Raw genomic sequence first — 14,067 nt, 5'->3', positions numbered from 1 at the left:
CTTGCGGCAAAGCCCTTGGTAATTCTGGCGCCCGAAGTTGGACTCGAACCAACGACCCCCTGATTAACAGTCAAGTGCTCTAACCGGCTGAGCTATTCGGGCGGGGGGACGCGCATTGTAGTCGGCCAATCCGGTGCCGGGCAAGCGCAGGCCTTTCCGCCGACCGGCCCGTTCCGCCATCGTCCCCGGCGGTGGATGACCGAACTGTCATCTTGTTCCTGTCAACGACCCGGCAGCCCGTTGCGTTTGCGTGGATATCCCACACGGAGTCAAGGCCATGGCGACAGGGCAGGCGGCAGCGGCGGCCAATCGGTTCGGTTTGGGCGCACGCGCGGGTGAGCTGGCGAGGATTGGACAAGACCCACGCGGCTGGCTGCAGGCGCAATTGGGCGCGCCGCCGCGCATCGCCGCCTTCGACGGGCTGCCGGGCAGTCGCGACTACCTGACGCTGTACATCCAGGTGCAGCAGCAGCGCCGCGCCGCGCGGGAACGGATGGCGGCCGAAGGTGGCGCGAGCGGCGCCGGCGCCAGCAACGACCGCCCGAAGCGGGTCGGCGGGCGCAACGAGCTGCGCAAGGCACTGCTGAACGAATTGGTGTTGCGGCAAGGCGTGGCGGTGGCCAGCAGTGACAGCTTCCGCGAGCGGCTGGTGCGGTTCTGGTCGAACCATTTCGCCATTTCGGTGGATAAGCGCATCGCCTCGCTGTTCGCCGCGCCGATGGAGCGCGAGGCGATCCGGCCCAACGCGACCGGGCGTTTCGGTGATCTGCTGCTGGCGGTGGAGCGGCATCCGGGCATGTTGCTGTACCTGGACAATGCGCGGTCGGTGGGCGCCGGTTCCCGGCAGGCGCAGCGTGCGGCGCAGCGCACGCAGGCCCGGCCGAATGCGCGCCGGCGCGGGCTGAATGAAAACCTCGCCCGCGAGATCATGGAACTGCACACGCTGGGCGTGAACGCCGGCTACACCCAGGCCGATGTCATCGAGTTCGCGAAAGCGATCACCGGTTGGAGCGTGGCGCGTCCGCACGAGGCCGGTGGCGGCAACGGGTTCGTGTTCCACGCGCAGGCCCATGAGCCAGGGGATCGGCGCGTCTTCGGCAACTTCTACCGGCAAGCGGGCGAACAGCAAGGCATCGCCATTCTGCATGCGCTGGCGGTGCATCCGGCCACGGCGCAGCATGTCTCGCTGAAGCTGGCCCGGCATTTCGTCGCCGACCAGCCACCGCCGGCACTGGTCGAGCGGATGGCCCGCACCTGGGTCGATACCGGCGGCGACTTGGCGCGCGTGTGCAACACCATGCTCGGCGATGAGCTCGCTTGGGACGAAGGCTGCCGCAAGTTCAAGAACCCGGACGATTTCTGCCTGTCCGCGCTGCGTGCCTGCAGGCTGGATGACAAGGCCGATCTGGCGATGGCCATGCAGATGCAGGGGCAGTTGGGGCAGCCGGTGTTCCAGCCGCGCTCTCCCGCCGGCTTCGGTGACGTGGCGGCCGACTGGGGTGGCCCGGATGCGCTGTTCAAGCGCGTGCAGGCGGCGCAGCGTCTGGCGGATCGCATGCAGGTCGGGCCGGAGGCGACGCCACTGGCGCTCGGGCAGGCGGCGCTGGGACCGGCGCTGGACATGCAGACCGCCACTGCGCTGCGGCGCGCCGAATCGGTGCAGCAGGGCGTCGCCCTGCTGCTGGGCAGCCCCGCCTTCCAATGGAGGACCTGACATGCAACTGAATCGACGCGGTTTTCTCGGCTTCGGTGCCGGTGCTTTGGTTTGTGCTGCCTTGCCGAAATTCGCACTGGCCGCTTCCTCGGCAGCGGATACGCGCTTCCTGCTGGTGCTGCTGCGCGGCGGGCTGGATGGCCTGCACGCGTTGCAGCCGATCGGCGATCCGGCCTTTGCCGGTTTGCGCGGATCCTTCACCCAAGCCCAGGGCCAGCCGCAGGCGCTGCGCCTGGACAGCGATTTCGCCCTGCACGGCAAATTGCAGTTCTGCGCCGAGCTGTTTGCCGGCAAGCAATTCCTGCCGGTGCTGGCGGTGGCGCCGCCGTATCGGCAGCGCTCGCATTTCGAAGCGCAGGACTGCGTGGAAAATGGTACCACCGGCACCAGTGGCACCACCGGCTGGCTCAATCGCTGCGTGGCCGCGCTGCCGGGCAGCAAGGGCCTGGCGCTGTCGGCGGTGATGCCGCTGGCGATGCGTGGCAGCGGTGATGTCTCGACCTGGTCACCGCCCTTGACCAATGGCGTGGATCCGATCCTGTGGCGGCAGTTGCAGCAGCTGTATGCCGCCGATGCCGTGCTGGCACCCACGTTTGCCGCCATTGACACGCGGATGGAGTCGATGGGGACAGCCGAGCGCGGCGGGATGCGCCTGCCGCAGGCGATGGCGGCGGCGGCGAAATTCATGTCCGCGTCGACCGGGCCGCGGATTGGTTTTGTCGAAGACACCGGCTGGGATACCCATGGCGGCGAACTGGCCGTGCTGGATCGCAAACTGGCTGAACTGGATGCCGGGCTCAAGGGTTTCCACGACGGCGCGGCCCCCATTTGGGGCAATACCGTGATCGCGATCGTCACCGAGTTCGGCCGCACTGCGGCGATCAACGGCACCGGCGGCACCGATCACGGCACCGGCGGGATCTCGTTCCTGGCCGGCGGTGCGGTCAAGGGCGGGCGCATCGCCGGTGACTGGCCCGGCCTGGCGAAGAACCAGCTCAACGAAGGCCGCGACCTGCTTGCCACCACCGACATGCGCGCCCTGTTCAAGGGCGTGCTGCGCGACCATCTGGGCCTGGATCTGGCAGCGCTGTCAGGCCGCGTGTTCCCTGACAGCGCTGCGCTGGTGCCGATGAATGGGCTGCTTCGCGGTTGATGTCCGTGTTTTCCGGGAATTCGCGTTATCCTGCTGTGGCGCGCACCTGCGCTTCACTCGGGGATTCCACACCATGAACGATGTCACCGCATCCAGCGAAGACCGCAATCTCGCCATGCTGACCCACCTGTCCGGCATCCTGCTGGGCTTCATCGTGCCGCTGATCATCTGGCTGATGAACAAGGACAAGGCCGACAAGGCCTGGTTGAACGAGCAGGCCAAGGAAGCGCTGAACTTCCAGATCATGATCGCGATTGCCTACGTGGCCTGTGTGGTCCTGGCGATCATCATCATCGGCGGACTGCTGATGCCGGTGGTGTGGCTGGTCAACCTGATCTTCTGCATCATCGCCGGCGTTGCCGTCAACAAGGGCGAGAGCTATCGCTATCCGTTCTCGCTGCGCTTGATCAAGTAAGCATTCCGACGCAGCAATACAGGGCTGCCGGCGGTCGCAAGATCGCCGGCAGTTTTTTTCTGCTCCCGGCCTCGGGATAGCGGCGTTGATGGCATTGCCATTGCCATTCCGTTCGTGGTGAGCCTGTCGAACCACGGACGGAATCAGCCAAATCCCGTTCATGGTTCGACAGGCTCACCACGAACGGGATTTTTTGTGCGGGACTTCTGGCTCACCACGGACGGAATCAGCCAAATCCCGTTCATGGTTCGACAGGCTCACCACGAACGGGATTTTGGGCGGGACTTCTGGTTCGCCACGAACGGGATTCCGGATTCATTGCGGGCGGGCTTTCAGGACTCGTACTGGGCGAATTTCTTGGTTCATCATGCCGAGAGTTGTCGGACCAGATGCAAAAGGGCACGGACAACACTCCGGAGGACAACCGTTGATTCGCGTCAAGCGGCAACGCTGGCCACGCCAGCGTTGCCTTGCCGTGCAGCCTCACCGATCCAGATAAGCCTGCAAGTCGCCGTAGCCGCGCTTGTCCAGGGCGTCCAGACGCTTGTCCAGCGGCGGGTGGGTCTTGTAGAGGCTGGCCATGCGGGACGAGGACGAGCCCAGTGAGGCCATCTTCTGCAGCACGGCGTACAGCTCCAGCGGGTTGAAGCCGCCGCGGGCGAGGTAGATGCCGGCGGCCTGGTCAGCGCGATACTCGGCGTTGCGGTCGAGCTGGGTCATCATGATGGCGGCGCCGTTGCGTTCGATGAACTCGCGCGCCAAGCTGCCGGCCAAGCCGCCACCGGTATTGACCTGGCTCATCACCGCCTCGCGGCCGGCGGCCTGCAGTTCCTGCTTGCGGATCACCTCGTAGTGGTCACGCTGGACCACGTGGCTGAGCTCGTGGCCCAGCACGGCGGCGACCTCGGCGTCGCTGGTCAGCAGGTCGTACAGGCCCTTGGTGATCAGGATGTAGCCACCGGGGGCAGCGAAGGCGTTGACTTCACCATCGTCGATCACGCCGAAGGTCCACGGCAGGTCCGGCCGACTGGTTTGCGAGGCCAGCCAGCGGCCGATCAAGTTGACCCGGCGCTGGATGGCCGGGTCATTGACCAGCGGCGCCGCACCGAGGATACGCCCGGCGAGCATCGGCCCGAGTTCAAGTTCTTCCTGCAACACCTCCGCATCGGATTTGCCGACGATGGCATCGCTGTGATTGGCCGCCGCCGAGGCGACACCGCTGCTGCTGCCCGGCAGGAAGGACGAGAGTGCGCCGCCCAGCGCGCGCAGGCCGGTGCGCGAGCTGGCGCGTGAAGAGCTGCCGCTGCTGGCGTTCTGGTTCGAGTCCTGGCTTGGCTTGAATTCACTGGCGAACGGCACCGACGTCGCCACCCAGTGATTGCGCTCGGCGGCGCGCTGCGCTTCCGCCGCGCTGACGCGGTAGGACTCCATGCGTTCGAGCTGCGCCGCATCGAAATGGGCGGATTTCAGCGTGCTTTCGTCAAGGCCGCGCACGCTCGCGGTTTCGGTGGTCCGGCCCTGGCCGGCGCGTCCGGTGAACAGCGCGGCGCCGATCCCGCCACTGTCGCTCTTGCCGTAGGCGACCCGCACTTCGTTGACCCGGACGTAGCCGGTCTGGCCGCCGTCCAAGGCGATCTTGAACCACAAGCCCTCCTGGCCGACGATGCTGACGGCCGCCTTGTTGCGGAGCGTGGTGACGGTAGGCGAGCCGAACGAAGCCGCTGCATGGACATCGACCTTGGGCTTGGCGACGGTGGCCGGCGAGCCGCCGGTGGCCGCCATCACCAGACCGGAAAAGGTCAAAATGAGCGTGGCGAGAAGGATGCGTGGCATGGAGAGTTTCATGGCTCTTCCTCGTTGTCGGAAGGTTCGTCGCTGAAATCCAGCGTGTGGGCCGAGGCAATGATGAAAGCGTTGCTGGCGACCAGGGGGGATTCGTCGTTGTTGTTCAGGTCCTGCCCGAGCAGTTCGCGCAGGCGCAGCCGCTCCCCGCGGTTGGTGCTGTCATCGTTGTCATCTATTTCTGCAACGGAAATGCATACCATGACCCGGCCATAATCTTCCAGCCGCAGGTCACCCTCATTCAGGTTCCGGTAGAGAAGGTCCAGCTCGCGCTTGGCCGTGGCCATCACGTTGGCGTGGTCGGTGCCGGTCCAGACCAGTACCATCAGGTCGTCGAGGATCTCGTGCAGCCAGCTCTTGCGCTCGACGATGCCCTCGATCATCACCGCCTCGCCGCCGCCGTAGAGCTGGCGCCGCAGCAGCCTGCGATATTCGCGGCGACCGCGCACGGACGCGAAAGCGTCCAGCTCCGGATTGCCGACAAAGCGCAGGCGTGCCATGGCCATGCACGGGTATTTGTCCGGATCGTATTCCTCGCGGTAGTCGTTGTTGCCGATCGCGCGCCCGCGTTGCAGCGCAGCATAGGTGCGGCACAGGCCGAAGCACATGCTGACGAAGCCGATGGTGACGAAGATGTCGAGGAAGATGCCGAAATAGGTCAGGCCGATGAAGGCGATCAGCAGGATCAGCCCGTTCACCGCGACGAAGATCGCATCCATGTCCTCGTGCGGTTCGCCGCGCCAGAACGCGTAGGCGGTCAGCATGACCAGCAGTGCGGCCAGCAGGTATTTGAACTCCGTCGGTGGCATCCAGATCGCGCCGTTGTGAAGCAGGGCGTCGGTGGCTTCGGCCCAGACCTCGACCCCGGGCATGGCTGAATTCAGCGGCGTCGGCTTGCTGTCGCTGATCCCGGAGGCGGTGTAGCCCACCAGCACCACGGCGCCGCGCAGGGCGGGCGGGGTCGCCGTTTTGTCGCCGCAGACGCGCTCGCCGGAAAGCAGGTCGGCGGCGCTGATGTAGGGCATGCGCGTGTGCTCGCGCCAGTTCACCCGCACCGAGACAGGGTAGGAGGCCGGGGCGCGGTGTTGCAGCCGCGAGGCGATCCGCAGCGGCAGGGTGGGCAGGCCCCAATCGCCGCTGTCCTCGCGCAGCGGCACGTCGCGCAGGATCCCGTCCTCACCGCGGCTGACGTTGGTCAGGGCGGAGTAGCGGGCCATGGCGTCGCCGTAGGGCAGCAGTACGGCGATTTTCGGGCCCGGGGACTCGGCCTGCGGGCCCAGCGGAAATGCGCCCGGCACCTGGGCGGCGTGCAGCGGTGAAGCGGCGTCGTATCCCGCTGCTTGGCGCGCGGAAGCGAACAGGAACCGGCCCTGGCCGCCGCCGGCCAGGGCGTCGAGCATGCCGTCACCGTCGGGGTCGTTGGGGTTGCGGTCGATGAACTGGACGTCGTAGCCGACCGCTTTCACGCCGGCGCGATCCAGCGCGTCGAGCAGGTCGGCATGGATGGAACGTGGCCAGGGCCAGCCGCCGACGCCCTGCGCCCGGGTCCATTCCAGCGAGCAGTCATCGATCTCCACCACCACGGTCTTGCCGGAGGGTTTGGGTTCGGCCGGCCGCCAGCGGACGATGGTGTCGAAGACGCTGTCTTCGGCCGCGCTCAGGCTGTTGCCGTGGCTGTAGTCCCAGCCCAACCAGCCGAGCGCGGCGACGGCGAGCAGGGGATAAAACAGGAACTTCAAACGCAGCGCGAGCCGCGTCAACGGGCGCCGGTAGCCGCGCTCGACCAGCGACCAGGTGTCCATGAACCAGACCGCCAGCGACGCCATGGCGGCGTCGAAATGGTCCAGCAGGCGTCGAATGAACTTCTTCCGGGCCATGGTCGGATGGGTCAGTGGTCGCGCTCGACGACCCTGCGGGCGAGCGTGGACAGGGTATCGCCGTGGAGCTCCGGCTGGGCGATAGCTTCCTGCATCAGCGCAAAAAGGGCCGTCAACCGGTCATGGCTGGCGGCCACGCCAAGCAGGGCGGGAAAGGTGGCTTTGTGCTGAATGGCATCCTTGCCGGCGGTCTTGCCAAGCGCGACCGAGGTTTGCTCGACGTCCAGCAGGTCATCGCGGATCTGGAACGCCAGCCCCAGGGCGTTGGCGTAACGATCCAGCGCTGCGCGCGTGGCCGCGTTCGCACCCGCGGCGAGCGCGCCCAGGCGCACGGCGCTGCGCAGCAGGGCACCGGTCTTCAGCGCGTGCATGTGCTCCAGGGCGGCGAGTGCGCCGGGCCCGGCCGTGGCACCGGTGGCGTCGATATCCAGCGCCTGGCCGCCGCACATGCCGGCGGTGCCCGCGGCTTGCGCCAATTCCGTGAGCATTGCCAGCCGCAGTTCAGGTGGCTGGGGCGCGGCGGCGAGGGTTTCGAAGGCCAGGGATTGCAGGGCGTCGCCGGCAAGGATCGCAGTGGCTTCATCGAAGGCGACATGCACGGTCGGTCGGCCGCGACGCAGGGCGTCATCGTCCATCGCCGGCAAGTCGTCGTGCACCAGCGAATAGCAGTGGATCAGCTCCACCGCGGCGGCGCTGGCGTCGAGATCGGCCTCGACGGCGCCCAGCGCGGTGCCGGTGGCATAGACCAGCAGCGGCCGGATGCGCTTGCCGCCACCGAGGCTGGCGTGGCGCATCGCGGCGTGCAGGCGGGTGGGGGACCGGGTCGGGTCGGGCAGGAGGCGTTCGAGCGTCGCTTCCACGCGGTCACGCCAACGGTTGAAGCTTGGCTCAGCCATCGCGGTCCGGGTCGAAATCCCGGCCGCTGTCGGGTGCCTCCGGGTCGTCCAGCGCACGCACGCGCAGCTCCGCCTGTTCCAGCGCCGACTGGCAGCGCCGGTACAGCCCGACGCCGCGCTCGTAGGCGGCGAGCGAATCTTCGAGCGACATGCCGCCCGCCTCCATCTTCGCGACCAGTTCTTCCAGTGCCTGCATCGACGCTTCGAAGTCGGCGACGGCGGAGGGTTCGGTATCGGGGTGCTTGGCCATGACCGTGATTCTAATACGCCGGCGGAAGGATCATCGTTGCCGCCAGACCAGCCGGCCGGACGTTTCCTTGAATCGGCGCTGGAGCCGGTCGGAAACAATGGCGTCGCCGGCCGCCAGCAGGGCACCATCGGCAGCGACCAGCAGCGGCAGGCGGCTGCGCGTCCACGGTGGAATTTGGCGTTCCTGCAGCAGGTGCTTGAGACTGCTGGAATGGGCTCGGCCCGGCAGGCGGATCCGTTCGCCGCCGGTGCGCGGGCGGACCCGAACCGGAGCGTCGAATTTCTCCATGCCTTCCAGGCGGAGCTGGCTGCCATCCGGCAGCGGCAGGGGGGCGGCGCCGTCCCAGTCGAGCTGCCAGGCGCCGGCGGTGACCGCGGACCCGGCCTGCGCATGCAGTTGATCGCGCCAGCGGATCAGGCGGGCACCGTGCCAGGCGTATTGCGGCTGCCGGTCCGGCGCGCCCAGAACGACCTCGGCGAGCACGTGGCGGATGCCGGACTCCGGCAGCGGCGGCAGCCCGAGCTCGCGTACCCACAGGCGCAGCACGCGAGCCTGCTGCTCCGGCTCCAACGCGTGCAATTTTTCGCAGGCCAGGATCGAAGGTGCGTCCAGCCGCACCTGTGCCAGCAGGCGGCGATCCTGTTCGCGCAGCAGGTCGCTGGCCTGTGCGCAGTGGCGGGCGCTTTGCGCCAGCGCGGCGGCGGCGTGCGGCCAGCGTTCGCGCAGCAGCGGGAACACCCGATTGCGCAGAAGATTGCGATCGTGGCGATCTTCCGCATTGTTGGGGTCCTCGATCCAGCGCAGCCCGTGGCGGCTGGCGTGTGCCAGCAGCGCCGAGCGCGGGAATTCCAGCAAGGGTCGCCAGAGCTGGCCGCGATGGAAAGGGCGCCAAGGCCGCATCGCCGCCAGGCCATCGGTTCCCGAGCCGCGCAGTGCGCGCAGCAGGAAGGTTTCCGCCTGATCGTCCAGGTGGTGGGCAAGCACGAGGAGTTCCCCTTCGCCCAGCGCGGCGGCGAAGGCGGCGTGCCGCGCCGCGCGCGCCGCGCCTTCGAGGCCGAGCCCGGAAGCGCGTTCCACCGTGACGCGGACGACCCGCAGCGGCACGCCCAGCGCCGCGCATTCGCGTTCGCAATGCGCCGCCCAGGCGTCGGCATCGGCGTGCAGGCCGTGGTGGACGTGAATCGCGCGCAGGTCGTCGTGTTGAGGCCGGAGCAGATGCAGCAGCACGGTGGAATCCAGCCCGCCGCTGAACCCGACCAGCAGTCCGCGCCGTGGAGCCGGAATGGCTGGCAGCCGGATGCGGCCGTGTGGGCTCATTCCGTCTCGACTTGCAGGCCGCCGACAAAGCCGGCGGCGAGGTTGTAGATGAAGGCCTGAAGCAGCCCGCCGATGAAGCCGGCGATGCCGTACATGACCGGGAACGCGATGATGCTGATCACCCCGAGCCCGCCGAGCAATGCGCCTGCGCCGCTGCCGTGATCGGGACCGAAGCTGGATGCCGCGACCCCGATGACGCTGTAGACCAGAAAGAAGATCACGCCGATGATCAGGCCAAAGGCGGCGCCAATGATGCCACCGATCTTGGCGGCGGAAATGACGCCGATGCGCTTGATGATCATGTTGACCTCCCCGATGCCGACCTGTCGCGGCGGCGCCAGCATAACCAAAGCGATGCCATGCCATCGGGCCGCGCGCACCGGGCGGGAACGGGGCCAGCGCGCAGCCGCCTGATGCGGACGGAAACGGGCCGAAATGCCGCAGGTTCAGGCGGTGTCGTAAGCGCCGTAGCCGCGCAGGCGGCGATAACGCTGTTCAAGCAGCACCTCGACCGGAACGTGTTCGAGCGCGTCCAGTTCGTTCAGCAGCACGGCTTTCAGCCGCCGGGCCATCTGCCTGGGGTTGCGGTGGGCGCCGCCGGTGGGCTCGCGCACGACCTTGTCGATCAGGCCCAGGCCCAGCAAGCGCTGGGCGGTCATGCCCAGCTGTTCGGCTGCATCCTTGGCCTTGCCGGCGTCGCGCCAGAGGATCGAGGCGCAGCCTTCCGGCGTGATCACCGAATAGGTGCTGTATTGCAACATGAGCGTGCGGTCGCCGACGCCGATCGCCAGCGCTCCGCCGCTGCCGCCCTCACCGATCACCGTGCACAGGATCGGCACCCGCAGTTCGGCCATCTCCAGCAGGTTGCGCGCGATCGCCTCGGACTGGCCGCGCTCCTCGGCGTCGATGCCCGGCCAGGCGCCGGCAGTATCGATGAAGGTCAGGATCGGCAGGCCGAAGCGTTCGGCCATCTGCATCAGCCGCAGCGCCTTGCGGTAGCCCTCGGGCTTGGGCATGCCGAAGTTGCGGCGGACCTTGGTCTTGGTGTCGCGGCCTTTTTCATGGCCGATCACCATCACCGGGCGGCCATCGATGCGGGCGAGGCCGCCGACGATCGCATTGTCGTCGGCAAAGGCGCGATCCCCGGCCAGCTCCTGGAACTCATCGCAGATCACCCGCAAGTAATCCAGCGTGTAGGGGCGTGCCGGGTGGCGCGAAAGCTGCGAAATCTGCCACGGGGTGAGGTCGCGGAAGATCGCCGCGGTACGCTTGCGCAGCTTTTCCTGCAGGGCATGGACTTCGGCATCGACGTTTACCTCGGTGCCGTTGCCGGCCTGCCGCAGTGCCTGGATCTTGTCTTCCAGGTCGGCGATGGGCTTCTCGAAGTCGAGGTAATTCGGGTTCATCCGCGGATTTTACCAGTCGCGGGCCGCTTTCCGGCCCGGATCAATGGGATGGTGCCCAGGGTCGGTCGAACCGCAGATTGACCTTGCTGACGCCGGGCAGGCTGCGCAGCAAGCTGGCGAGGCGTTCATCCATGCGCAGGCCGCGCCCGCCGTTCAGGCGCAGGCGGCCGATGCCGGCGGCGGTCATGGCCTCGATCAGTACCGGCGTGTCCCCGGCGTGCTCGGAAAGCGTCTGCTCCAGCTGCGCCGCGTTGGTTGGTTCGCGCAGGTCAACGCGAATCGCCACGCCGCGCACCTGCTGGCTGCACAGCTGGGCGAAATCCCAGCAACGGGACACCCTGAGGGTGATGTTTTCGCCGTTGAAATCCTCGCGCAGGGCCCCTTCGATCACGAGGATGCGGTCACGGGTGAGCAGCTGCGAGAACGTCGTCTTCTGTTCGTCGAAAAAACCGCATTCGAGCCGACCGCCGCCATCTTCCAGCTGGACGACGATTTGTGAATCCCCGTTCGGGCGCACGCCGACGACCCAGCCGGCGAACACCGCCTGGACCACTGGACGCCAGTTGCGCCCGTCTTGCGTCGAGCCGCCCGCCGCCGCGCGTTCGAGCAATTCGGACGCAGCCGACAGGTCATGTCCGACCAGGGCCCGGGCGTCCTCTCGCCAGGGGTCCATGGGGTGGCCGCTGAGGTACAGCCCCAGCGTGGCGCGTTCTCCCTGCAGCCGCTGCGCGAGCGGCCACGGCGCGGACTCCGGAAGCTCGATCCGAATCTCGGCGCTGTTCCCGCCACCGCCGAACATGTCGAACATGCCGGCCTCGCGATTCTTCGTCATCTGTTCGGTGGCTTTCATCGCTTCCGGAAGCTGCAGCATCAGCGTGGCGCGGTTTTGCGCCAGACCGTCCATGGCGCCGGCGAGGATCAAGGCTTCGAGCGTGCGTTTATTCATCCCGCTGGCGGATACCCGCTGGCAGAAATCCAGCAGGTCCTTGAACGGCCCGGCGTCGGCGCGGGCATCGGCGATTGCCGCGCAGACGCCGTAGCCGACGCCCTTCACGGCGCCCAGGCCATAGCGGATCGTGTCGGGCGCGGTGGCCTCGAACATGTAGCCGGAGACGTTCACGTCAGGTGGCAGGATGGTCAGGCCGAGGGCCTGCGCTTCTTCGAGGAAGCCGACCACCTTGTCGGTCTTGTCCATGTCCGAAGACAGCGTCGCCGCCATGAACTCAGCCGGGTAGTACTGCTTCAGCCACGCGGTCTGGTAGGCGACCAGCGAATAGGCGGCGGCATGCGATTTGTTGAAGCCGTAGCCGGCGAACTTCTCCATCAGGTCGAAGATTTCATCGGCCTTGGCAGCCTCCACGCCGCCCTTGGCCGCGCCTTCGCGGAAAATCTCGCGATGTTTGGCCATCTCGGCCGGCACCTTCTTGCCCATCGCCCGCCGCAGCAGGTCGGCGCCGCCCAGCGAATAGCCGCCGACGATCTGCGCCATCTGCATCACCTGCTCCTGGTAGACCATGATGCCGTAGGTCTCGCGAAGCATGGCCGCAGTACGCGGGTCGGGATAGTCGAAGCGTTCCCGGTGGTGCTTGCGCTCCACGAACGAGGGAATCATGTCCATCGGCCCCGGGCGATAGAGTGCGTTCAGCGCGATCAGATCCTCGAACCGGCTTGGCTTGGCCTTCTTCAGCCAGCGGCGCATGCCGGAGGATTCGAACTGGAATACCGAGCCGGTGTTGCCCTTGGCGAAGATGTCGCGATAGACGCTGGCGTCATCCAGCGGGATGGCGGTGATGTCGATGGGAGCGCGTGATTGGTGATTGGTGATTGGTGATTCGGAAGTGCCGGAGCTTTGCTTTTTCGAATCACCAATCACCAATGACGAATCACGGTTTCCGTTCACCGCCTTCACCGCCCAGTCGATGATCGTCAGCGTGCGCAGGCCGAGGAAGTCGAATTTCACCAGGCCCACCGCTTCCACGTCGTCCTTGTCGAACTGGGTGACGGGGTTCTTGCCGAGGTTGTCGTGGTCGTGCTCGGCGTACAGCGGGCAAAAATCCGACAGCGGGGTCGGCGCGATCACCACGCCGCCGGCGTGTTTGCCGGCGCTGCGGGCCAGGCCTTCCAGCTGCAGCGCAAGATCGATCAGGTCGCGGACCACATCGTCGGTTTCGTAGCGCTCCTTGATCTCGCTGACGCAGCGTTTTTCATCATCCTGCGCGCGTTTGCTGCGGCCGATGACGTCGTCCAGCGTCAATGGGTCTGCCGGTTGCAGCGGGATCAGTTTCGCCAGGTCGTTGACGAAGCCATAGCCCAGGCTCTGTATGCGGCCGACATCGCGCAGCACTGCCTTGGCGGCCATGGTGCCGTAGGTGATGATCTGGGAGACGCGATCGCGGCCGTACTTGCGCGCCACGTAGTCGATGACTTCGTCGCGCCGGTCCATGCAGAAATCAATGTCGAAGTCGGGCATCGACACGCGTTCGGGATTCAGGAAGCGCTCGAACAGCAGGTTGTAGGGCAGCGGGTCGAGGTCGGTGATCTGCAGCGCCCACGCCACCAGCGAGCCGGCGCCGGAACCGCGACCGGGGCCGATCGGGATGCCTTGATTCTTGCCCCACTGGATGAAGTCGGCCACGATCAGGAAGTAGCCGGGGAAGCCCATCTTGATGATGGTGTCCAGCTCGAATTCCAGACGCGCGTCGTAGTCTTCGCGGGTCTTGCCCGGGGCCAGCGGATTTTTCTCCAGCCGCGCGGACAGCCCGGCGCGCGCCTGGCTGCGGATCCAGCTTTCCAGCGTCTCATCGGACGGCACCGGATAGGCCGGCAGATGGTAGGTGCCGAATTGGAGCTCGAGGTTGCAACGCTGCGCCAGCGCGACCGTGTTGTCGAGCGCGTCAGGCACGTCGGCGAACAACTCGACCATGTCCTCGCTCGAGCGCAGGAATTGCTGGGCGCTGTATTCACGCGGGCGGCGCGGATCGTTCAGCACCCGACCGCTGGCGATGCACACCCGCGCCTCGTGCGCACCGAAGCCGGCGGCGTCGAGGAAACGCACGTCATTGCTGGCGAGCAGCGGCAGGGCGAGCCGGCCGGACGCGTGCAGTGCGAAGTGGTTGAAGGCCTCCTCGCCATCGCGGCCGGTACGGGTCAGCTCCAGATGCAGGTCTTCGCCGAACACCGTGCGCAATTCGGCCAGT

General features: G+C 66.9%; 11 protein-coding genes and 1 tRNA gene. 3 read left to right on the top strand and 9 right to left on the bottom strand.

Annotated features, from left to right (window positions below; genetic code table 11):
- Positions 1–25: 25 nt before the first annotated feature.
- A tRNA-Asn gene (locus tag M9902_RS10250) sits at positions 26–102 on the bottom strand.
- A 175-nt stretch (positions 103–277) separates the two neighbouring features.
- On the opposite strand from M9902_RS10250, the gene M9902_RS10245 reads away from it, so the two are divergent.
- From M9902_RS10245 to M9902_RS10235, 3 genes are all read left to right on the top strand, one after another.
- Positions 278–1,714, top strand: coding sequence for a DUF1800 domain-containing protein (locus M9902_RS10245; RefSeq protein WP_297222788.1), 1,437 nt, complete (start codon positions 278–280; stop codon positions 1,712–1,714).
- Between the two features lies 1 nt (position 1,715).
- Positions 1,716–2,867, top strand: coding sequence for a DUF1501 domain-containing protein (locus M9902_RS10240; protein WP_297222786.1), 1,152 nt, complete (start codon positions 1,716–1,718; stop codon positions 2,865–2,867).
- 73 nt (positions 2,868–2,940) lie between these two features.
- Complete coding sequence (locus M9902_RS10235) at positions 2,941–3,282, top strand: DUF4870 domain-containing protein (protein WP_297173831.1); 342 nt, start codon at positions 2,941–2,943, stop codon at positions 3,280–3,282.
- Between the two features lie 483 nt (positions 3,283–3,765).
- Here M9902_RS10235 and M9902_RS10230 read toward each other — a convergent pair whose 3' ends face one another.
- The 8 genes from M9902_RS10230 to dnaE form a co-directional block, all read right to left on the bottom strand.
- The gene (locus M9902_RS10230; protein ID WP_297222783.1) at positions 3,766–5,127 is read right to left on the bottom strand and encodes a M48 family metalloprotease; all 1,362 of its coding nucleotides are present in this window, start codon (positions 5,125–5,127) and stop codon (positions 3,766–3,768) included.
- A complete protein-coding gene (locus M9902_RS10225) occupies positions 5,124–7,001 on the bottom strand; it encodes a CHASE2 domain-containing protein (protein ID WP_297222781.1) in 1,878 nt (625 codons plus the stop codon). Before M9902_RS10225 ends, M9902_RS10230 begins: the two co-directional genes overlap by 4 nt.
- Positions 7,002–7,012: 11 nt before the next feature.
- Positions 7,013–7,897, bottom strand: coding sequence for a farnesyl diphosphate synthase (locus M9902_RS10220; RefSeq protein ID WP_297222779.1), 885 nt, complete (start codon positions 7,895–7,897; stop codon positions 7,013–7,015).
- On the bottom strand, positions 7,890–8,147 hold the full coding sequence (locus M9902_RS10215) for an exodeoxyribonuclease VII small subunit (RefSeq protein ID WP_297175697.1): 258 nt from the start codon (positions 8,145–8,147) through the stop codon (positions 7,890–7,892). Before M9902_RS10215 ends, M9902_RS10220 begins: the two co-directional genes overlap by 8 nt.
- A 30-nt stretch (positions 8,148–8,177) precedes the next feature.
- Complete coding sequence (tilS, locus tag M9902_RS10210) at positions 8,178–9,464, bottom strand: tRNA lysidine(34) synthetase TilS (protein ID WP_297222776.1); 1,287 nt, start codon at positions 9,462–9,464, stop codon at positions 8,178–8,180.
- Positions 9,461–9,844 carry a hypothetical protein gene (locus M9902_RS10205; RefSeq protein ID WP_297222774.1) on the bottom strand — a complete coding sequence of 128 codons (384 nt, stop codon included), beginning with the start codon at positions 9,842–9,844 and terminating at the stop codon, positions 9,461–9,463. Before M9902_RS10205 ends, tilS begins: the two co-directional genes overlap by 4 nt.
- Before the next feature lie 66 nt (positions 9,845–9,910).
- Positions 9,911–10,870 carry an acetyl-CoA carboxylase carboxyltransferase subunit alpha gene (locus M9902_RS10200; RefSeq protein WP_297222772.1) on the bottom strand — a complete coding sequence of 320 codons (960 nt, stop codon included), beginning with the start codon at positions 10,868–10,870 and terminating at the stop codon, positions 9,911–9,913.
- 40 nt (positions 10,871–10,910) lie between these two features.
- Positions 10,911–14,067 (bottom strand): DNA polymerase III subunit alpha (dnaE, locus tag M9902_RS10195; protein ID WP_297222770.1); only part of this gene is annotated, 3,157 nt, incomplete at its 5' end.

Origin of the sequence: Thermomonas sp., assembly GCF_023953935.1 — a bacterium.
GTDB lineage: Bacteria > Pseudomonadota > Gammaproteobacteria > Xanthomonadales > Xanthomonadaceae > Thermomonas.
Note: the sequence above shows the minus strand (reverse complement) of the source record. Positions and strands in the feature narration are given on the sequence as shown.

Coding starts and splice junctions, on each gene's coding strand:
- M9902_RS10245 (WP_297222788.1), top strand. CDS start 278: ATGGCGACAGGGCAGGCGGCAGCGGCGGCCAATCGGTTCGGTTTGGGC.
- M9902_RS10240 (WP_297222786.1), top strand. CDS start 1,716: ATGCAACTGAATCGACGCGGTTTTCTCGGCTTCGGTGCCGGTGCTTTG.
- M9902_RS10230 (WP_297222783.1), bottom strand. CDS start 5,127: ATGAAACTCTCCATGCCACGCATCCTTCTCGCCACGCTCATTTTGACC.
- M9902_RS10215 (WP_297175697.1), bottom strand. CDS start 8,147: ATGGCCAAGCACCCCGATACCGAACCCTCCGCCGTCGCCGACTTCGAA.
- tilS (WP_297222776.1), bottom strand. CDS start 9,464: ATGAGCCCACACGGCCGCATCCGGCTGCCAGCCATTCCGGCTCCACGG.
- M9902_RS10220 (WP_297222779.1), bottom strand. CDS start 7,897: ATGGCTGAGCCAAGCTTCAACCGTTGGCGTGACCGCGTGGAAGCGACG.
- M9902_RS10235 (WP_297173831.1), top strand. CDS start 2,941: ATGAACGATGTCACCGCATCCAGCGAAGACCGCAATCTCGCCATGCTG.
- M9902_RS10225 (WP_297222781.1), bottom strand. CDS start 7,001: ATGGCCCGGAAGAAGTTCATTCGACGCCTGCTGGACCATTTCGACGCC.
- M9902_RS10200 (WP_297222772.1), bottom strand. CDS start 10,870: ATGAACCCGAATTACCTCGACTTCGAGAAGCCCATCGCCGACCTGGAA.